Below are 17880 nucleotides of genomic sequence, written 5' to 3'. Positions count from 1 at the left end.
AATCGGGATTCTGGGGAAGACCGAAAAATTGATGGATATGATGTACAGAAAGGCTCTTGGCCTCTTTTGACATTTGGACCGGTTCAATCTCAGGAATCATAAAGGTTCTTGATTTATTGGAACGTTCCATTTATAGGGTGCCGGAAACGGAGGTTGCCATGATCATCACCCTGCCTGCGGAGAATGGCGGCCGCGTCAGCTACAAGCTGGTGGGCGACCCGGTGGAGCCCAGAATAGGTGCTGCTTTCCCGCGCATCGCCTATGCCGCGGCGCATGTCGTCGCCGACCCGCTTGCGATGACCAATCCGTGGTCGAAGCCTGTGGTCGACTGGGACAGGACGATGGCGTTTCGCCACCATCTGTGGCGGCTCGGCTTCCGCATCGCCGAAGCGATGGACACCTCGCAGCGGGGCATGGGGTTCGACTGGACAAATGCGCAGGAATTGATCCGGCGCTCGATCGCCGAGGCGCGCAGCGTCGAAGGCGCCGATCTGGCATCGGGCGCTGGCACCGATCATCTGATGCCGGCGGCTGCCAGGACGCTCGATGACGTGATCGCCGCCTATGAGCAGCAGTTCGCTTTCATCGAAGGGCAGGGCGGCAAGGCGATCATGATGGCCAGCCGGGCGCTGGCCGCGGTCGCCGAGGGTCCGGATGATTATATCAGGGTCTACGACCGCATCCTCAGCCAGGCCGCCGGCAAGGTCATCCTGCACTGGCTGGGCGACATGTTCGATCCGGCACTGAAGGGCTATTGGGGCAGTGAGAATTTCGAGACTGCGCTCGACACCGTCGTCGCCATCATCGAGCGCCATGCCGGCAAGGTCGAGGGGATAAAGATTTCCCTGCTCGATGCCGGCAAGGAAGTCGCCTTACGCAACCGGCTGCCTGACGGCGTCGTCATGTTCACCGGCGACGACTTCAACTACCCCCAACTGATCGCAGGCGACGGGAAACGTCACTCGCATGCCTTGCTCGGCATATTCGACGCCATCGCCCCGGTCGCCAATGCCGCCCTGTCGAAACTGGCTGACGGTGACCGCACCGGCTATGACACGCTGATGGCGCCGACGGTGCCACTGTCGCGCAAAATCTTCGAGGCGCCGACCGAGTACTACAAGGCCGGCATTGTCTTCATGGCCTGGCTCAACGGCCATCAGGATCATTTCACAATGGTCGGCGGCATGCAGTCGGCGCGCGGTATCCTGCACTATGCCGATATCTTCCGCCTTGCCGACCAGGCAGGTTTGCTCGCCGATCCCGCGCTTGCGTTGGCCAGGATGAAGCATTTCTGCGCGGTCGCGGGTGTCTGAGCACAACGCAATCGTTGACTGAAAAGTATTCCCCGTGTGGGGGATTTGCGTTCTCGCGTCAAATCTGTATTCCGTTGCCGGGATTAGATGCGGACGAATGCGGCAATGACGGAAAAAGTGGCGCTCATCACCGGTGTAACCGGGCAGGACGGGGCCTATCTTGCAGATTTGCTTCTGCAGAAGGGCTATATTGTCCATGGCGTCAAACGCCGCTCGTCCTCGTTCAACACCGAGCGCGTCGATGACATCTATGTCGATCCGCACGAGCGCGGTGCGCGCTTTTTCCTGCATTATGGCGACCTGACCGACGCAACCAATCTTATTCGCCTCGTGCAGGAGACGCGGCCGAGCGAGATCTACAATCTCGGCGCCCAGAGCCATGTCCAGGTGAGTTTCGAGACGCCCGAATACACCGGCAATGCCGATGCGTTGGGCACGCTCAGGCTGCTGGAGGCGATCCGCATCCTCGGCATGGAAAAATCGGTGCGTTTCTACCAGGCCTCGACCTCGGAGCTTTACGGCAAGGCGCGCGAGGTCCCGCAAAGCGAGACGACGCCCTTCCATCCGCGCTCGCCCTATGCTGCGGCCAAGCTCTACGCCTACTGGATCACGGTCAATTACCGCGAAGCCTACGGCATGTTCGCCGCCAATGGCATCCTGTTCAACCACGAAAGCCCGACGCGCGGCGAAACCTTCGTCACCCGCAAGATCACCCGAGCCGTCGCCTCGATCCAACACGGCCTGCAGGACACGCTCTATCTCGGCAATCTCGACGCCAGGCGTGACTGGGGCCATGCGCGCGACTACGTAGAAGGCATGTGGCGCATTCTGCAGCACAGCGAAGCCGACGATTTCGTGCTGGCGACCGGCGAGGCGCATTCGGTGCGCGAATTTGTCGAACTGGCCTTTGCCGAGACCGGACGGAGCATCCGCTGGCAAGGCGAGGGTGTCGACGAAGTTGGTGTCGATGCCGGCTCGGGCACGGTCCTGGTGCGTATCGATCGGCGCTATTTTCGGCCGACCGAGGTCGACTTTTTGCTTGGCGACCCCGCCAAGGCCAAGGCGAGACTTGGCTGGTCGCACACGACCGGGTTCAGGGACCTTGTGGCGGAAATGGTGCAGGCCGATCTGGCGCGCGCGGCCGGCGGCACGCGGCAGAACAGCCGCTCCGCGTGAGGCAGGCCGATGGACGTGACATTTGAGCTGAAAGGCAAGCGTGTCTTCGTCGCCGGGCATCGCGGCATGGTCGGTTCGGCCGTCGTGCGACGGCTGGCGAGCGAGGATTGCGAGGTGCTCACGGTATCGCGCGACAGGCTCGACCTGCTCGACCAGGCCGGCGTGCGGCGCTGGATGGCCGAGCACCGGCCGGATGCGGTGGTGATGGCGGCCGCCAAGGTTGGCGGCATCCTGGCCAATCACCGGTTCCCGGTCGATTTCCTGCAGGACAACCTGGTCATGCAGAGCAATGTCATCGACAGCTCCTTTCGCAGCGAGGTTGGCAAGCTCTTGTTTCTCGGCTCGTCCTGCATCTATCCCAAGCTCGCGCCGCAGCCGATTCCGGAAGATGCACTGCTGACCGGCCCGCTCGAGCCCACCAATGAATGGTATGCGATCGCCAAGATCGCCGGGCTTAAACTGTGCCAGGCCTATCGGCGCCAGTACGGCGTCGATTACATCTCGGCGATGCCGGCCAACCTTTACGGCCCAGGCGACAATTTCGACCTTCAGAGCAGCCATGTCGTGCCGGCTCTGATGCGAAAGGCGCATGCGCTGGCGCTGAGCGGCGCCACCAGCCTCGAGGTTTGGGGCTCGGGCACGCCGAGGCGCGAATTCCTGCATGTCGACGACGCTGCCGATGCGCTGGTCTGGCTGTTGAAGAATTATACCGGCGACGGCCACGTCAATGTCGGTTCGGGAGAGGATGTCACCATTGCCGAGCTTGCCCAAACCGTCGCATCCGTCGCCGGCGTCGAGGCTACGATCGCCTTCGATACGACCAAGCCGGATGGCACGCCGCGCAAGCTGATGGATGTGTCGCGGCTGTTTGCAACGGGATGGCGCCCGCGCTACGTGCTTCGCCGTGGATTGGAACAGACATATGCGTGGTTTCTCAGCCATGTTGAGAAGGGTGACGTCCGCCTCGGCGCGGCCTGATCCCAATCCTCAGCATGCAAAGTTGATTGCCGCGACCAGGGATGACGGGCTGGGCGGCCGGCTTCTGGCCATGGTCAATGCAAAGGCGCTTGCCGATGCGACAGGCCACCGCTTTGGATTCACCTGGAAGAGAGCCGTCTCGGACAAGACGTTTCACATCGTCGATACGGTCGACAAAATATTTAATCCCGAATTCATCGAGAAACACTGGCTGGGCGAAAAGATCAGAGAGACGGATCTCGAGGTTCTCAAGAAAGGGAAATTCACCCGCGCAAGCCTGAATGCATCAGCCGGCCGAAGCTTCTTTCGGGGCTGGCTCTGCAACGATTTCAACGTTCTAGAGTCTTTTCGCGACAAGGGAAAGCGGATCGCGACATCCGAAACGATCAGGACTCTCGGCTTTGCCGAGCCGGTGAACCATGCGCTGCACGCGGCCCAGTCCTGTCAATTTCCGGGGCAAATGGCCGGGCTGCACCTTCGCAGCGGCGATATCGTTCGCGGCAAATACCGTTCGATGCTGAATTTCAACGGCAAGGTAATCCCTTCCACGCTGGCCAAGGCGATTGTGGCCGAGCTCGCGTCACAGGGTATTGCGACTCTGCTGGTCGGCCAGGATCGTGCGACGCTCGACTATCTGAGGTCGGAAACCGGCGCGTTGCTGACCGACGATTTCGGCGCCAACGAATTCGAGGATGAGACGCTTAGGGCATTTTTCGAGATGGGCCTTCTGGCGCGTTGCCAGCGGATCTACGCCGGCAGCAGCGTGTTCGCATCCGTGTCGTCGGTGATGAGCGGCATTCCACGCACCAGGACCACGGCGCTGTTCAGCCCGCCCCTGGCGGCGCAACTCATGCTCGAAGAGCTGGAGCGGCATCAGTCCGACTACCATCCATTCGAAGCGGCGTTCGGCTATCTGTCGGCGTTCCTGAACATTGAGGACGACATCAGCCCGGCCAGGGCAAGGGATATTCTCGGCAAGGCCTACGCGCTCGATCCTGAAAACGACGCCTATGCGCTGAAGATCGTGGCCTCCTATTTTCGCGAGAAGGACTACGCTTCAGGCGAAGCCGTCCTGAAGTCGCGCATGACGGCGCAGTTCGAGGCGCGTCCCAAGGTACCGCTGCCAATGCTTTTGGCCTTGTCGCGCAAGACAGTGCACGGCCACGCCATGGGCAAGGATTTCGCGTCCTATTTTGCCGCGGCGAAGGCCGGTCATCCCTATGCCACGGCCTGTGCGGCCCATATTCTGCATGACGACTTTGGCGAACTGAAGCAGGCGCTTGAGATGATCGCCAGATCGCAGGCTGCCGAACCGGCCAATGCATTGTTCAGGACGATCAGGCGTTACATCCGGCCGATCGCGACCCGTGAATCCAGCCCGCTGTTGAAAGCGCGGCTGCGGCTCTGGAAAGCCGGGATCAGGATCTAGTCTATCACTGCCTTCGCCAGACCCAGAACGGCGCGATGCCCTGGTCGGGATGGAAAAGCGATCTCCCGGGGCTGACATCAAGCGCTGGCGTCGCGGGGTCGTGGCATGCGAGATCCAACAGCAGTGGCCGAGCCAGATCCCGATCGATGGTCTCAATATCTTGCCTGCCGATATCGGCTGCAAACCGGCGCAGCGGCGTGACCAGGCACTGTCCCTCGGCAGCCTGGTGCCGCCACAAATCGTCGCCGACCGCGGACAAGACCCGCGCCAGGGCTGTCCAGCCCTGCAAGGCGAACATGGCGTCGTGCAGGTTGGACGTTTCGTTCAAAAACGAGCCGTCGGGTGCGATCTCGGCTGCCAGCCTTTCGCGGGCCTGGAGGCGGACCCTGGCCAGCGTTGCGCCGTCGTTCAGAAACATTGCGATCGATGTACGCTGAAGATCACTGAGGACACCGTGCTTGCCAAACTCCGTCGCCGGTACGGCGGCCAGCCATTTGCCGCAGCCGCCAAGCCAGGTCCGGAAGTCCTCCCGGTCCCGCCCGGTCAGCGCCCCGGCCCGCTCGACAAGGCGGATGGCATCGAGAAAGAAGTGGAGACCACCGAGCTCGAAGATACCTTGCTTTGCGCGAGACGGGTTCATCCTTGTGCCGGGGTCGATGAAGCATGTGCGTATCCATTGCGCGGCATCGGCGGCAAAGCGCTGCTCACCGAGCACGGCCGCCGCCAGCGCCAGCACGGTGGCGTCGTGCAGGACATGGCGCAGGCGGGCAGGATCGCCCGCTTGATGGAGATCGGTGCGACGAGCGCGGGCGAGCACCTCGCTCGCGGCAGTCTCGAGATGGCGGCGAAGCTCGACGTCATTGCCTTGGGATACTGCTGCAAGAACAGCGTCGTCGTAAAAAACCAGGCGCGACGGGTCGAGCCTGGCGGCGGTCGCCAGGGCATCGCAGCGGTCGATCATATCGACGATGGCTTCGTCGCGGCTGCTCCAGCGGGCGACGAAACCGGCCTTGCCGATTTCCAGATGCGAGCGCCCGGAATCCAGGCGCGCCACCCAGCCGGCCTTGTGGAAAAGCCCGGCATCGGGGGCCAGCGACGGGCGTTGGAAATCCCACGGGTCGTCGCGGAAACGGTCCCATGGTCCGGGAACGCCGAGCCGCCACAGCATTTCGACCTTGGGCCGGCGGCCATAGGCATAGTCTTCGTCGAACAGTTCGGTTGTATCGGCGCGAAAGATGATCTGGGGCTCTTCCCTGGCCGGCGGTTTGAAATTCTCGTCGAGCAGAGCCAGGTTTTCGACAATGCGCGCCATCGGCACGATGACATAGGGCAGATACGGCCTTGCCTCGATTGCCCCGCGTATCTGCCGGAATGCCTGCTCGGTCAGATAGCAGTTTCCGTCCCACGGCATCAGCCACTTCGCCCGCGTGCGGGCGATCTCAAGCGCCTTGTTGCGGGCGCCGTTGTTGTTCATCAGATAGCGGTTCTTGCTGTGCCTGATGAGCGTTTCGTAGCGCGCCGGCGTGAGTTCAGCTGATTGGCCGCTCTTGCCGGAAAACCGGAGTTGCTTTGCCGCCAGCCTGTCGATGTCCCACGCAATCCGGCTATAGGCCTCGAGGTCGAAAGGGATGCGCACAAAGCTCTGGCCGCGGCCCTCCAGCAGCCTGACGATGCGGGCCTCCTCATCCGGATCGGCTATCCGATTGACGATCCAGAACTTGTCGCAGTCAGGAAAGGCAGGCTCATTGTCGAGGATGAAGCTGGCATTGTCGAAGGACTGGCCTTTGCGGTGCCGCGGCTCGAGATCGTTGCCAATGATGCGGACGAGCATGAAGCTGTCCTTCTGCGGCGCAATCGGCAAGGCAGGGTATGCGTGACGCGCCGCCCTGATGCGAAGCCTGATGTCGCGCCTGTGTTCGAGCGTTCGCTTTGCCGCAATCAGCACGCCGCCAAGGCTTGAACCTGGCGATTGGAGATATTTCCTCGCCCGTTTGAGCTCGAGGTAGATGCGTTGCCAGGTCGACTTCCGCTCCGCCGGAGTTGACGTCATGGCCACCCGCCGAAGCGAGCGCGCCAGTGGTCGGAGATCATCGATGTCGTCACTCGCATTGTTCCCCCCGAACATCGCGTCTGTCCCCAGCCTTAAAGCCATCGCGCCCGGTCGTCACGACTGAAAATTTGTCCCAGGCATTGTCGTGCCCGCTCGCCGGCCTGCGCCGCGAAGGCTTTGCCGGCAATTTCAGTTTGCCCGTGAACCATTTCGTTGCCGCCCGCGACCAAGCGCCGTGTAGCAAACGCCGTCCATCAAGGAGAACGTCCATGTTTATCAATTCAAGAAACGTCTTTCTCGCCGCCATCGCCGTTTCGGTGCTGGCGGGTGTCAGACGGTACCTCCAAGGGAATGCGACAAGGGCAAGCCGAACCTCGACCAGTACGGACAATGCTGCGGCGCGGGCAATCCGGATTGCCGGCAAAGCGGAGGCGGCGACAAACCCGGCCACAGGCCAGATCCGCGGCCACAATGATCAGCCGACAGGCTGTCGCTCGCCCCGGCTCGCGCCGGGGCGGTTCTTGCGCCTCTAATTTAGCAAGTGGACTCGGCAATGACCTCGTTGGTATCTGTTTACCATGTCGATCAGTCCGCCTGCCAGTTGGAGGCGTCCGCACAAGACGCTTATCATTGCCAGCACACCACGTAGCGGGAGCAATTTTTTTTGCAGGAAGCTGCGCAGCACTGGCGTGCTAGGCAACCCCACCGAGTATTTTCGACATTGGGACACGCCTGATGTGACTACGGCTGAACGCTGTCTGCTGGTGGCCGAGAAAGGCAGAACCGACAACGGTGTGGTGGCCTTCAAGCTCTTCCCGGAGCATTTCGAAAGACTCCAAAAAGACATTCGTCTCTCGGAATGGTTCCCCGATCCGATATGGGTTCATCTTGAGAGGAAGGACCTGCTCGGCCAGGCAATCTCGCTCGCCAGGCCATGCAGGATGGGGTTTGGAGCAGCGGCAAGGAACCCATGAAAGATGCCTTATATTCAAGATGGGCGATCGAGGCGTCATTGGCCAAGATAGTTGCCAACAACGGGCGCTGGGCGGCCTATTTCGCCCGAACCGGAATCGAGCCGTTGCGAGTCTTCTACGAAGACATTAGCGACGAAGTCGACAATGTGTGCCAACGCATAGGCACTCGGCTGGGTCTGGCCGCACCCGTACCATCGACGGGGGATGTGGACATGAAGCAGCAACGCGACGCGCAAAACGATGATTGGCGGCGGCTGTTTCTCGCCGAGGCCGGCGACCAGAGCAGCTTTCCGGCAACGATCATCCCGACCGGGGCACTAAAGCGCAAGAAGCCGAAATGGATGTTCTGGAAGCAATGACCGGCGACGATGCCGTTCCGCAAGGATCACTGACGCGCATGCCGGATCAACTAAGACGAAGCTTTGGTCTGGATGGTGGGCGTGACAGGGATTGAACCTGTGACCCCTGCAATGTCAATGCAGTGCTCTCCCGCTGAGCTACACGCCCATCCGAAGCCGCGCATACACCATTTTTGATCCAGCGCGTCAATAGCCGGAAAAGGGAAAGAACGGCTCGTTTTGTCGCGCCGCCAAGGCGAGCGGCGGCATCGCGCCCGAAGTGCTTCAGGCGGCCTGCAGCATTTTTTCGACCTCATTGACGAGATCGCGCAGATGGAAGGGCTTCGACAGCACCTTGGCGTCTTTCGGCGCCTTGGAATCGGGGTTGAGCGCGACGGCAGCGAAACCGGTGATGAACATCACCTTGAGGTCGGGATCGATCTCGGTGGCGCGACGAGCGAGCTCGATGCCGTCCATCTCCGGCATGACGATGTCGGTCAGCAGCAGGGAGAAGGGTTCTTCTCGCAGCCGCTCATAGGCGCTGGCGCCATTGTCGAAATCGCTGACATGGTAGCCGGCCCGCTCCAGTGCCTTGACCAGGAACCGGCGCATGTCGTCGTCGTCTTCCGCCAGCAGAATGCGTGCCATCTTATCCCGTCCGAATCACCCACCCAAGCCTGCCGTCCGGCAAACCCGTTAACCATCCTGTATATGAGGAGGTGACGGTAAACATCAAGTGAACACTGGCGGCATTAATCCTGATTTGACGGGGGTCCTGACATGCCGAAATGCTGGACATGCGGCCGATGAGGTGGCAGTTTCCCATCATGATGCATCGCTGTTTCCGGGTTCGTTCAAATTGACGACGGCAGCCGAGGATTTTTCGGTCGTTCCACCCTTCGAAATCCGATCGGGCGCCGAGCAGCGCGTTCCCTTCGTCTTCAACTCACCGCACAGCGGCCGCTATTATCCCGACCGCTTCCTGGCCATGGCCAGGCTCGACCGCAACGCCATCCGCCGTTCCGAGGATTGCTATGTCGACGAGTTGTTCGGCGGCGCGGGGGCGCTCGGCGCGCCGATGCTGGCGGCGAATTTTCCGCGCGCCTATCTCGACGTCAATCGCGAACCCTGGGAACTCGACCCGCGCATGTTCGCCGAGCCGGTGCCGTCCTTCTGTAACATCCGCTCGGCCCGCGTCGCCGGCGGGCTCGGCACCGTGCCCAAGCTGGTGGGCGAGGGGCTCGACATCTATTCCGGCCGCCTGCCGCTGGCGGAGGCCGTGCAGCGCATCGAGGCCGTCTACAAACCCTATCACGAGACGCTGAAGCGGCTTTTGACCAGAACCCATGCCAGGTTCGGCTATGCCGTGCTGATCGACTGCCATTCGATGCCGGCGAGCATCAGGGTGGGCGACAGCGGCCTGCGGCCGGACTTCATCGTCGGCGACCGTTTCGGCATCTCGGCAACGGCTGCGCTGACCGAGACGGCGATCGGCCTGCTGATCGGCATGGGCTATACCGTCGCCCACAACAAACCCTATGCCGGCGGCTTCATCACCGAGCATTACGGCCGGCCGGCGCGCCATCTGCATGCGCTGCAGATCGAAGTCAATCGCGGGCTCTACATGAATGAGCGGACGTTCCAGAAATCGGCTGGTTTCGATGCGCTGGCCGACGACATGGCGCGCTTTTCGGCGGATCTGATGGCGATGCCCGACCACCATTTCGTCGACCTGCCACTGGCTGCCGAATGACGCCAGAGCGTCGGCTATTCATGAAATCCCGCGCCAGCCATGCGGCGGCGTAAAAAAAGACCGCATCGTTTGCACGACACGGTCGAAGTCTAGGGAGGAAACGCCCAAGGAGGGCATGGACAGGAAAACCTGTCCGAGAACAAATTTATTGTGCGATGCACAAATGTCAATCGAATTCGGGCTTATTTAATTCACTCTGATGTGGAAATTGCGTTTGAACAGCGCCGATGCGACATTTCTGCAACACTTATCTCAGTGATAAATCGATAAACCGGCTTGTTTTGGCGGGAATGTGCCGGCAGACCGGGTTGGGCACTCTGCAATGCGGGAGAATCAGGTGGACATCAGCATCGATTTCATGCGCCGGATCGCGCAAGCGGCGGCGGCTGAAACCTTGCCGCGCTTCCGCGCACAGGGCGCGGTGGCCAACAAGGAAAAGGGCAGTTTCGATCCGGTCACGGAAGCCGACCGCGAGACGGAACGCGCCATCCGGGCGCTGATATCGGCCGAGTATCCCGATCACGGCATTTTGGGTGAAGAGCACGGCAGCGAAAACATTTCCTCTAGGTATGTCTGGGTGATCGATCCCATCGACGGCACCCGCGCCTTCATTTCCGGCCTGCCTGTATGGGGGACGCTGGTCGGTCTCACGGTCGACGGCGACGCTGTCGCCGGCATGATGGCCCAGCCCTTCACTGGTGAGCTGTTCTACGCCAACGCTTCCGGCTCCCACTATGAAGGCCCCGGCGGACCGCGGAAGCTCGCGACCCGCAAGACGACGAAGCTCGACCAGGCGACCTTGTTCACCACCACGCCGGCGCTGTTCAAGGGCGAAGCGCGCACGCGCTACGATCAGTTTGAAAAGCAGATCCGGCTCGCCCGGTACGGCGCCGATTGCTACGCCTTTGCCATGATCGCGTCGGGAAGCGTCGACATCGTCGCCGATCCCGGCTTGAAGCCTTACGACATCGTGGCGCTGATCCCGATCATCGAAAAGGCCGGCGGCGTCGTCACCACATTCGAGGGTGGCCCGGCGGAGAAGGGCGGCGACGTACTGGCTGCAGCGACACCGGAACTCCACGCGGCGGCGATGGCGGCACTGCGCGGCTGATACTTGTCCCTGTCAACGCGGCTTGATCGACCGCTGGAATTCCGCCGGCGTTCGTCCATAGACCTGCCTGAATGACGAACTGAAATGGCTGTGGCTGGAGAAGCCTAGGTCCAGGCTGAGCGTCGTCAGATTGTCGTAGCGGCCAAGAAGGTCGAGCGCACGCGCCAGGCGCAGGCGAAGATGATAGCGGTAGAGCGGCATCGCCTCGACCTGCTGGAACACTTGTGTGAGATAAACCGGCGAGACGCCGACTTCAGCGGCAATCTCGGTCAGCGTCCAGCGCCGCGACAGATCCGAGGACAGGACGAGATTGGCGCGGTCGACCAGCTTCTGCCGGCCGGCGCTGGCACCTGCGGCATGCGAGGTGCATTCGCCGAGAGAGCGCCGCACCAGCGTCAGCGCCAGGGTTTCGGCCTCCAGCGTTTCGGCAATGTTGCGGCTCAGGCTGTGGCGCAGCACTGCCACCAGCGCCTGGGCCCGCGGGTCGATGCGGCGGCGCTGGCGGCGAAACGACAGCGCACTGCCCGAGCGCAGCTGCTCCTTCGGCGTCAGTTCCTGCAGTTGCGCCTCCTCGATGACGAGATCGAGGCAGGAATCGCCACCCTCGACCGGGTGGCTGATCCGGTAGGGTTCCGCCTCATTGAAGAACAGCAGCTGGTTGGCTTCGGCGACCGCATCGTTGCGGCCGACATGGCGCACGAAGACACCGCGATAGGGAAACACCAGATGGGTGGCGGCGGTGCATTCCTCTTCGCTCTTGTGCCGGCATTCGCCGCTGCAGACGACGTCCCTTACCCTGACGGTACCGGTGTCCAGGAGCATCTGTACCGTGAACTGCGACATGGCCGTTGCGTACCCCTTGCGCCGAAAGTTGTTCCAGTACTTTAGGCGATCGGCCTGCCCCAGACCTGTCAGGAGACTTCACCTGTCAGAGTTTTCGCAAACAGCCCGGCTCAGTCCCACAAGCGGCGCATATATTCCGTGTGGGCCTCTCCGCGCGACAGGCCAATGTCCTTGAGCTGTTCGTCGGTCATTTCGAGCAAGGCTAGCCGGCTTCGACGTCTCTCCAACTGACGGCCGACCCAATTGGCCACCGCGATGCCTTGTGTTCGCAAGGACCGCCAGAAGGTCGCGGATTGGGTTGTGGGTGCCTGTGCCAGGTGCACTATCGTTGCATGATCGGGGCGCATCGATCATGCCTCCCCGTTGCCGACCACTGAGGCGCCGGCCACCGAGGCGCCGGCTTCGTTCAGTGCAATCGCGCATTCCTCGCAGCAGACCTCGACGGTCTTGCCGCCGACCTTGACGCGGATCGGATTGGCGTCCAGCTGGCAATCGCAGGCAGCGCAGGTTTTCTCGGTCATGATGTCATCTCCTTGACGTTCAGTTCTATGTGGAGATGAGCATTCCGGTGCGGCACCGGCTGTCAGAATCTTTAGCTCTTTGCGTGCGGCTGGCGCTGCCGGGCGGTCCTCCTGACAGAAGGCTGTCAACAGGCGTAAGCTCAAGGCGTCGCAACCTGCGGCGCTGGCGGCATCAGGCAGTGGGGTCGTCCTGGCCTGGAATGAAGGCGTCGAAGGCGGCGAGCAACTGCTCGCGATAGACATCGGCTTCCTGCAGGATCTCGTGCTTGGCGCCATCGATCATCAGCAGCGAGCCGACGCGCAGACGCCTGGTGTAGGCTTCCACGGCCTTGGTCGAGACGACCTGATCGGCGCCGGCGGCGATCATGAGGAGGGGGACCTGAATCTTCGCCATGAAGTCCGGCTCGCTGATGGCTTCGCTTGCCTTGATGGCGGCCCGCAGCCAGCGGATCGTCGGGCCGCCGAGCGCCAATTGTGGATAGTCCTCGTAGATTTTCGTGTTGCGCTGATAGCGCTCAGGGTCCGATGTCACTTTGTTGACGGCAAAGGGCAGGGTCTGCCTGGGTCTAGGCCCCCAGGCAGCATAGAGCCGGCCAAGGCCGAGAAAGCACAAGAGCGAGCAGACGCGGCGCACCGTTTTTACAGACAGCGGAAAATCGGGCACCGTCAGGAATGGCGCGATCAGCACCATGCGGCGCACCCGGTTGACCATCGACGGCGCGGCGAGCAGCGCAATCACGGCTCCGGCCGAATGGGCGAGGATGTAGTACGGGCCGCGGCAGTCGGGCAGCACGATGTCCTCGAAGAACTGTTCAAGGTCGCCGGTGTAGTCGTAGAAGGAGCGGACATAGCCGCGTTGCCGGTCACGGATCAGCCGGTCCGAACCGCCCTGGCCGCGCCAGTCGAGCGTGGCGACGCCAAGGCCGCGATCGGTAAGGTCGCGGATGGTCTCGAAATATTTCTCGATGCACTCGTTGCGGCCGGGCAGCAGGACGACCGTGCCCTTCAGCGGCCGGGTGACCGCGGCAAAAAGGCCGTAGCGGATCTTCTTGCCGTCGCGCGTGGTGAAGAAGCCGCCGGCGACATTTTGCGGCGGCGGGTTGCCTGGCGTGGGGTGGAAGAGGTCCGTCATTCGGCGCTTGCGTTTGGTGGTGTCTCGCCCGGCAGGGCGTCGGCATGGTGATAGACGCCAATGGATGAAAAGCAAAGGGAGGGGCGCCAAGGGGGCGGATGAACAGCGAGTAAGGCCGGAAGCAGCCTGCGGCGGCGTGCTTCCGGCCTCTGTCGATCCGGGAGGAAGGGACGTTGCACCCGGTTCGGCCTCGTCGCGGCGCCTTCGTTCGGCGCCGCCTGGTTCTCTATCTTGATGCACTCTAGCGCCGGCCGGCTGAACGGGCGCCGAAGCGGCGGTTCATCTGCCGTTCATCGACGCCTCAATTCACAGCTGTTCAAAAATCCTTGAAATGCGCTTTTGCGCTCCCCAAATGTTGTATGCAGCCGCCGATGTTGGGGCTGCTGGTCCACCCGGAACGCCTTTTTCAGGGTTTCGTAACGGCCACACGCAAACCATGTTGCTCAACAGGAGAACACCTCATGCGTCACGTTGATTTTTCCCCGCTCTATCGCTCGACCGTAGGCTTCGACCGCCTGTTCACGATGCTCGACTCGCTGGCCCAGCCCGATGGCGCGCAGACCTATCCGCCCTACAATATCGAGCGCACCGGCGAGAACGCCTATCGCATCTCGATGGCGGTTGCCGGCTTTTCGGATGAAGAGATCTCGATCGAAGCCCACCGCAACGTGCTGACCGTCAAGGGTGAGCGCAAGGAAGACGGCAATGGCGAAGGCTCCGAGCTGCTCTATCGCGGCATTGCCTCGCGTTCGTTCGAGCGCCGCTTCCAGCTCGCCGACCATGTCGAGGTCGTTGGCGCCACGCTGAAGAATGGCCTGCTCTTCGTCGATCTCACGCGCAACATCCCCGAGGAGCTGAAGCCGCGCAAGATCGCGATTACCGCGAGCTCCGAGAAGGCCAAGCAGATCGAGGCCAAGAACGCCGCGTAATCAAGACGGCGGCGTCACGCCCAAGGGACGTAGTAACGCCCAGAAATAGAAGCGTCTCCTCCCGAGACGAAAGCGGCGCCGCGAGGCGCCGCTTTTTTGTTGCGCGGAATCTGTGTCAACCAGAACCGGGAGTTCTGGCTCTTTTGGAATAGGCGCCGTCTTCCCATGAAGGGCGATGTCTGATTTCTCGCTGACACTGACAGCCACCGTTGCCGTCACCTTCCTGCTCGCCGGCCTCGTCAAGGGCGTTACCGGCATGGGCCTGCCGACGCTGGCAATGGGCCTGCTCGGCACCATCATGCCGCCGGTCGCCGCGGCCTCGCTGCTGATCGTGCCCTCCTTCGTCACCAACTTCTGGCAGCTGTTCGCCGGACCGAGCTTTGCCTCGATCCTCAAGCGGCTATGGCTGATGATGATCGGCATCGTCACCGGCACGTTGGCCGGCTCATGGCTGCTCGCCAGCGACAACGTCAAATGGACGACCGCCGGCCTCGGTGCCGCGCTGATCGTCTATGCCGTCTATACGCTGCTGGCGCGGCAATTGACGGTCCCGATGTCGGCCGAACGGTGGTCGTCGCCCATTGTCGGTTTTCTTACCGGCCTCGTTACCGGCGGCACCGGCGTGTTCGTCGTCCCTGCGGTGCCCTACATCCAGGCATTGGGGTTGAACCGCGAGGACCTGATCCAGGCGCTCGGTCTTTCCTTTACCGTATCGACCATCGCGCTTGCCGCCGGCCTTGCCTCGCATGGCGCCTTCCAGGTCGAGCATATCGCGATGTCGTCGCTGGCGGTCCTGCCGGCGCTGCTCGGCATGTGGCTGGGACAGTTGCTGCGGCAGCGGATCAGCCCGGCGACCTTCCGGCGCTGGTTCCTGATTTTTTTGATCCTGCTTGGCCTGGAGTTGTTGGTGCGGCCTTTCTTGGCCTAGCGGCCAGTGCCGGTTGCGAGCACGGCCTCGACGTTTTGCCGATGAACGGGTTCGTATAGCGCGAAGTACTCTACCGCACCGGTGGCGAACATGTCGGCGCCGAAGGTTTTCAAATCCTGCTTCGCCAGATCGGGCTCGTGCCGGCAGCGGAGCAGTTTTTGAACGTAGGCTTGCGTGGCGGCGAGGAGGCCTTTGTCGTAGCCGCCTCGTTCTATCGCTTCGAGCGAACCGTGATTGGGCAGGATGCGGTCTATCGGCCAGCCGGCCATGCGTTCGAGATCGACCAGATGTTGCGCCAGACGATCCGCCTCGCTGACATAGGTGATCGGATCCTCGAGTGTGTCGCCTGGCAGAAGCAGGCCGGTTTCGGGCATGAACAGCACCGTGCCGTCATGGCTGTGGATTTCGACCTGGCGCAACTCGACGGCGATCGACCCAGCCGTGAGGTCAAGACTGCCTTCGAAGGTCCTGTTCGGCAGCACGAGCGGCTTGATCGGCGGAACGCCGCCTTCGATCTCGGCCCGGTTGTTCGCCAGCGCCGAGGCGGTGAGCCTATTGGCGATAATTTCGCAATCCTGAAACACCTCGTTGCCAGCAATATGATCGTCATGCCAATGGCTGAGCACGACCCGGATCGAGCTGACGCCCATGTCTTCGAGCGTCTGCCTGATAGTGCGCGCATGGGGCAGCGAAATATGCGTGTCGTAGACAAGCGCCTGTGGCCCGTCGACGATCGCATAGGTGCAGATCCCGAGGGCATAGGCGCCGTCGTCCAGCCAGTTCGGCTCGTCCGACCAGGCACGAACGCCGTCGATGCGGCCATCGTAGAAGCCCAGCACGTTTGGCGCCGGGCGAAGCAGCCGCATGGTTGAGCCGAGGGGTGGTCTGGTCATCGGAAAGCTCAGGCGATCATGTGGCCGAGGTGGTCCACCTCTTCGGTGGTCGTGGCGAAGCTGGCGACAAAGCGGTAGATCGCTTCATTGTCGCCGAGGTGGCCGTCGAAACTTTGCGGCACGCCCCATTCGTAGAATTTGGCGCCGTCGCCTTGCATTTTTTCCGCCTTGCTGCGGTCGAGAATGGCAAACACTTCATTGGCCTGCGGCAGCCAGGCCAGCCGGCCGGACGGCGCGTCCTCGATCGCCGCGGCCAGCCTTGCGGCCATCGCATTGGCGTGGCGCGCCATCCTCAGCCACAGATCGTCGGCAAAATAGGCCTCGAACTGGGCCGAGATGAAGCGCGCCTTGGAGAAGGTCTGCCCGGCGCGCTGACGAAGCAGGCGCAGGTCGCCCGCCACATCGGGATTGAGGACGACGACCGCGTCGGCCATCCAGCAGCCATTCTTGGTGCCGCCGAAGGAGATGATGTCGACACCGCTCTTCCAGGTCATTTCCGCTGGGCTGACTTCTGTCGCCGCAACGGCATTGGCGAAGCGCGCACCGTCCATGTGCAGCGGCAGCTTGTGACGGCGAGCCACCTCCGAGACAGCTTTGACGTCGTCGACGGTGTAAACGGTGCCGACTTCGGTCGCCTGGGTGATTGTCACCGCCATCGGCTGGCCGGCAGGGACGAGATCCTGCGAATAGCGCTTGATGGCCCGGTCGAGCGCCTGCGGATTGATGCGCCCCAGAGGTCCGGGGACGGGCGACATGCGCGCGCCGCCGGTGTAAAAACCCGCGGCGCCGAATTCATCGACATTCATATGCGCTTCCGCATGGCAGAAGGCGACGCCGCCGATCCGGTTCAACGACGCCATGGACAGCGCGTTGGCCGCCGTGCCGGTGGCAACGAAGAAGACCGCGACCTCGCGCTCGAAAATCTCGTTGAAGCGCTTGTAGATGGCGCGGTCGAGGTCGCCATCGCCATAGGCGGTGGCGATGCCGGCAGCATGGCGGGTCAGGTTGGCCGAGATATCGGGATGGACGCCCGCCCAGTTGTCGGATGCAAAGAACATTCGGAAAGTCCATGGCTGTTTGCGAAAAGGAGCGCGACCATGGCCGCTTCAGGGTTTGACGCGCAAGGGCCAAGGGCTGAAAAAGCGGTAAAGCCAGCGGCCGATCACGAAGGCGTGCAGGGACCGAAGTTTTCGTTTCGAGCGCGCGTCGCGTAATTTTCTGTCGCCAAACGTCCAAGATTTTTGTGAATCGGTCTTGTGTGTGCCCGGGATTTCTGCCATAAAAATTTAGGACAGTAGTGCTGTCTTATTTTGTCGCACACGTCAGGCTGGATTGGCGTATCATTTGGGCCACTCCGGCCGTTGCCGCGAGCGACGGGTAGACGGCTCGGCTGTGGCCTGTACGATACCGGATACGAGCCGGCGGCGCATCGCTCGGTTCGCCAAGGATTTCGCAAGACGTGCCGCAAGAATGAGAGCGGAAGCCAGTCGCTTCCCAAGGTAGACCAGCGCC

The 17880-nt window shown here is 62.0% G+C and carries 18 protein-coding genes and 1 tRNA gene; 10 read left to right on the top strand and 9 right to left on the bottom strand.

Going from position 1 to position 17880, the window contains the following annotated elements; genetic code table 11:
• Nucleotides 1–158 precede the first annotated feature (158 nt).
• From JQK88_RS13885 to JQK88_RS13870, 4 genes are all read left to right on the top strand, one after another.
• A complete protein-coding gene (locus JQK88_RS13885; protein WP_203278593.1) occupies nucleotides 159–1313 on the top strand; it encodes a dihydrodipicolinate synthase family protein in 1155 nt (384 codons plus the stop codon).
• A gap of 105 nt (nucleotides 1314–1418) precedes the next feature.
• Complete coding sequence (gene gmd / locus JQK88_RS13880; protein WP_203278592.1) at nucleotides 1419–2489, top strand: GDP-mannose 4,6-dehydratase; 1071 nt, start codon at nucleotides 1419–1421, stop codon at nucleotides 2487–2489.
• Nucleotides 2490–2498: 9 nt separating this feature from the next.
• Nucleotides 2499–3467, top strand: a complete 969-nt coding sequence (gene fcl, locus JQK88_RS13875) for a GDP-L-fucose synthase (RefSeq protein ID WP_281434862.1) — start codon at nucleotides 2499–2501, stop codon at nucleotides 3465–3467.
• Nucleotides 3412–4896 carry a hypothetical protein gene (locus tag JQK88_RS13870; protein WP_246749827.1) on the top strand — a complete coding sequence of 495 codons (1485 nt, stop codon included), beginning with the start codon at nucleotides 3412–3414 and terminating at the stop codon, nucleotides 4894–4896. The genes fcl and JQK88_RS13870 overlap by 56 nt, the downstream gene beginning before the upstream one ends.
• 4 nt (nucleotides 4897–4900) lie before the next feature.
• Here the strand turns inward: JQK88_RS13870 and JQK88_RS13865 are convergent, their stop codons facing one another.
• On the bottom strand, nucleotides 4901–6946 hold the full coding sequence (locus JQK88_RS13865) for an alginate lyase family protein (RefSeq protein ID WP_203278591.1): 2046 nt from the start codon (nucleotides 6944–6946) through the stop codon (nucleotides 4901–4903).
• Nucleotides 6947–7524: 578 nt separating this feature from the next.
• Here JQK88_RS13865 and JQK88_RS36070 point away from each other — a divergent pair.
• Together JQK88_RS36070 and JQK88_RS36065 are read left to right on the top strand one after the other, a co-directional pair.
• Nucleotides 7525–7920 (top strand): Stf0 family sulfotransferase, encoded by a 396-nt coding sequence (locus JQK88_RS36070; RefSeq protein WP_246501665.1) that lies wholly within the window; start codon nucleotides 7525–7527, stop codon nucleotides 7918–7920.
• Nucleotides 7881–8279 (top strand): Stf0 family sulfotransferase, encoded by a 399-nt coding sequence (locus JQK88_RS36065; protein WP_312037269.1) that lies wholly within the window; start codon nucleotides 7881–7883, stop codon nucleotides 8277–8279. Before JQK88_RS36070 ends, JQK88_RS36065 begins: the two co-directional genes overlap by 40 nt.
• Before the next feature lie 73 nt (nucleotides 8280–8352).
• On the opposite strand, the gene JQK88_RS13855 is transcribed toward JQK88_RS36065, so the two are convergent.
• Nucleotides 8353–8427, bottom strand: a tRNA-Val gene (locus JQK88_RS13855).
• 116 nt (nucleotides 8428–8543) lie between these two features.
• A complete protein-coding gene (gene cpdR / locus JQK88_RS13850; protein WP_023671195.1) occupies nucleotides 8544–8906 on the bottom strand; it encodes a cell cycle two-component system response regulator CpdR in 363 nt (120 codons plus the stop codon).
• A gap of 163 nt (nucleotides 8907–9069) precedes the next feature.
• On the opposite strand from cpdR, the gene JQK88_RS13845 reads away from it, so the two are divergent.
• Together JQK88_RS13845 and hisN are read left to right on the top strand one after the other, a co-directional pair.
• Nucleotides 9070–10011, top strand: a complete 942-nt coding sequence (locus JQK88_RS13845) for an N-formylglutamate amidohydrolase (protein WP_203278590.1) — start codon at nucleotides 9070–9072, stop codon at nucleotides 10009–10011.
• 337 nt (nucleotides 10012–10348) lie between these two features.
• On the top strand, nucleotides 10349–11122 hold the full coding sequence (gene hisN / locus JQK88_RS13840; protein ID WP_203278589.1) for a histidinol-phosphatase: 774 nt from the start codon (nucleotides 10349–10351) through the stop codon (nucleotides 11120–11122).
• A gap of 12 nt (nucleotides 11123–11134) precedes the next feature.
• Here the strand turns inward: hisN and JQK88_RS13835 are convergent, their stop codons facing one another.
• From JQK88_RS13835 to JQK88_RS13820, 4 genes are all read right to left on the bottom strand, one after another.
• Entirely contained in the window at nucleotides 11135–11965 is an 831-nt protein-coding gene (locus JQK88_RS13835) for a helix-turn-helix transcriptional regulator (protein WP_203278588.1), read from the bottom strand.
• 110 nt (nucleotides 11966–12075) lie between these two features.
• A complete protein-coding gene (locus JQK88_RS13830) occupies nucleotides 12076–12312 on the bottom strand; it encodes a DUF1127 domain-containing protein (protein WP_203278587.1) in 237 nt (78 codons plus the stop codon).
• Between the two features lie 3 nt (nucleotides 12313–12315).
• Entirely contained in the window at nucleotides 12316–12486 is a 171-nt protein-coding gene (locus JQK88_RS13825) for a hypothetical protein (RefSeq protein WP_181057448.1), read from the bottom strand.
• A gap of 172 nt (nucleotides 12487–12658) precedes the next feature.
• Entirely contained in the window at nucleotides 12659–13618 is a 960-nt protein-coding gene (locus tag JQK88_RS13820) for an alpha/beta fold hydrolase (RefSeq protein WP_203278586.1), read from the bottom strand.
• Between the two features lie 461 nt (nucleotides 13619–14079).
• On the opposite strand from JQK88_RS13820, the gene JQK88_RS13815 reads away from it, so the two are divergent.
• Both JQK88_RS13815 and JQK88_RS13810 read left to right on the top strand, forming a co-directional pair.
• Entirely contained in the window at nucleotides 14080–14547 is a 468-nt protein-coding gene (locus JQK88_RS13815) for an Hsp20 family protein (protein ID WP_203278585.1), read from the top strand.
• A gap of 175 nt (nucleotides 14548–14722) precedes the next feature.
• Nucleotides 14723–15475, top strand: a complete 753-nt coding sequence (locus JQK88_RS13810) for a sulfite exporter TauE/SafE family protein (RefSeq protein WP_192254556.1) — start codon at nucleotides 14723–14725, stop codon at nucleotides 15473–15475.
• Here JQK88_RS13810 and JQK88_RS13805 read toward each other — a convergent pair.
• Nucleotides 15472–16368, bottom strand: a complete 897-nt coding sequence (locus JQK88_RS13805; RefSeq protein WP_192254554.1) for an MBL fold metallo-hydrolase — start codon at nucleotides 16366–16368, stop codon at nucleotides 15472–15474. The two genes, JQK88_RS13810 and JQK88_RS13805, sit on opposite strands and share 4 nt — an antisense overlap.
• Before the next feature lie 8 nt (nucleotides 16369–16376).
• Nucleotides 16377–17426: a threonine aldolase family protein gene (locus JQK88_RS13800; protein ID WP_203278584.1), complete on the bottom strand. Its 1050-nt coding sequence runs from the start codon at nucleotides 17424–17426 to the stop codon at nucleotides 16377–16379.
• Nucleotides 17427–17880 lie beyond the last annotated feature (454 nt).

The sequence above is a fragment of the Mesorhizobium caraganae genome (assembly GCF_016836705.1).
In the GTDB taxonomy this organism is placed as follows: domain Bacteria; phylum Pseudomonadota; class Alphaproteobacteria; order Rhizobiales; family Rhizobiaceae; genus Mesorhizobium; species Mesorhizobium caraganae.
Note: the sequence above shows the minus strand (reverse complement) of the source record. Positions and strands in the feature narration are given on the sequence as shown.

Bases quoted from the DNA above. Each gene is read 5' to 3' on its own strand.
- cpdR (WP_023671195.1), bottom strand. From the start codon at position 8,906: ATGGCACGCATTCTGCTGGCGGAAGACGACGACGACATGCGCCGGTTC.
- JQK88_RS36070 (WP_246501665.1), top strand. From the start codon at position 7,525: ATGTCGATCAGTCCGCCTGCCAGTTGGAGGCGTCCGCACAAGACGCTT.
- JQK88_RS13800 (WP_203278584.1), bottom strand. From the start codon at position 17,426: ATGTTCTTTGCATCCGACAACTGGGCGGGCGTCCATCCCGATATCTCG.
- JQK88_RS13825 (WP_181057448.1), bottom strand. From the start codon at position 12,486: ATGACCGAGAAAACCTGCGCTGCCTGCGATTGCCAGCTGGACGCCAAT.
- gmd (WP_203278592.1), top strand. From the start codon at position 1,419: ATGACGGAAAAAGTGGCGCTCATCACCGGTGTAACCGGGCAGGACGGG.
- JQK88_RS13830 (WP_203278587.1), bottom strand. From the start codon at position 12,312: ATGCGCCCCGATCATGCAACGATAGTGCACCTGGCACAGGCACCCACA.
- JQK88_RS13805 (WP_192254554.1), bottom strand. From the start codon at position 16,368: ATGACCAGACCACCCCTCGGCTCAACCATGCGGCTGCTTCGCCCGGCG.
- JQK88_RS13885 (WP_203278593.1), top strand. From the start codon at position 159: ATGATCATCACCCTGCCTGCGGAGAATGGCGGCCGCGTCAGCTACAAG.
- JQK88_RS13870 (WP_246749827.1), top strand. From the start codon at position 3,412: ATGCGTGGTTTCTCAGCCATGTTGAGAAGGGTGACGTCCGCCTCGGCG.
- JQK88_RS13835 (WP_203278588.1), bottom strand. From the start codon at position 11,965: ATGTCGCAGTTCACGGTACAGATGCTCCTGGACACCGGTACCGTCAGG.
- JQK88_RS13865 (WP_203278591.1), bottom strand. From the start codon at position 6,946: ATGACGTCAACTCCGGCGGAGCGGAAGTCGACCTGGCAACGCATCTAC.
- JQK88_RS13820 (WP_203278586.1), bottom strand. From the start codon at position 13,618: ATGACGGACCTCTTCCACCCCACGCCAGGCAACCCGCCGCCGCAAAAT.
- JQK88_RS13810 (WP_192254556.1), top strand. From the start codon at position 14,723: ATGTCTGATTTCTCGCTGACACTGACAGCCACCGTTGCCGTCACCTTC.
- JQK88_RS13815 (WP_203278585.1), top strand. From the start codon at position 14,080: ATGCGTCACGTTGATTTTTCCCCGCTCTATCGCTCGACCGTAGGCTTC.
- fcl (WP_281434862.1), top strand. From the start codon at position 2,499: ATGGACGTGACATTTGAGCTGAAAGGCAAGCGTGTCTTCGTCGCCGGG.
- JQK88_RS36065 (WP_312037269.1), top strand. From the start codon at position 7,881: ATGCAGGATGGGGTTTGGAGCAGCGGCAAGGAACCCATGAAAGATGCC.